The sequence below is a fragment of the Oleiphilus sp. HI0067 genome, assembly GCF_001635735.1.
In genome coordinates, this window is sequence record NZ_LWFI01001702.1 from 1 (window position 1) to 610 (window position 610).

Below are 610 nucleotides of genomic sequence, written 5' to 3' on the forward strand. Positions count from 1 at the left end.
TCGAGTGTAATAGCAATACTACTCTAACTTCAATCAAAACGCGTGGCGATTTGGCTGATACCGATGGCGATGGCCTGAGCGATTATTTTGAGTTTGGTCTCGATGCGCAAGCTATCGTGCGAGGATTTTTCTCAGATCCTACTAAAACAGACTCAGACGGAGATGGATTGACTGACCTAGAAGAGTGGGAATTTGAGTACACATACTCTAATGATGATTTGTTAGAGCTTGGATTTGATTTAACTAACCCACCAAATGGATTTATGGATCCATTAAAGTGTGATTCTGATGGTGACGATTTATCTGATTTAGAAGAATTTGGTTTGAACACCAACCCTGGTTTCGAAGATACAGATAATGATTTGCTAGAGGATGGAAAAGAAGTTCAGCTTGGTTTGCAACCATTTAGCCGTGATAGCGACGGTGATGGTCTGCGTGATGGTTATGAGGTGTACCTCACACTGACTGATCCTAAGTCAATCGATAGTGATTTGAATAATGTTTCTGACGCAATGGAAGACTTTGATCAGGATGGAATATCTAATTTTGACGAGTTAGAGGTCGTGTTCTCGCTTCCTAGAGATTCAGATACTGGTGGGCTGATCAATGA

1 protein-coding gene is annotated in these 610 nt (G+C 41.3%); it reads left to right on the plus strand.

Annotation, left to right across the window (positions count from 1 at the left end; translation table 11 throughout):
* Nucleotides 1–50: 50 nt before the first annotated feature.
* Nucleotides 51–610: hypothetical protein (locus tag A3739_RS27065; protein WP_197472628.1), on the plus strand; the 560-nt coding region annotated here is incomplete at its 3' end.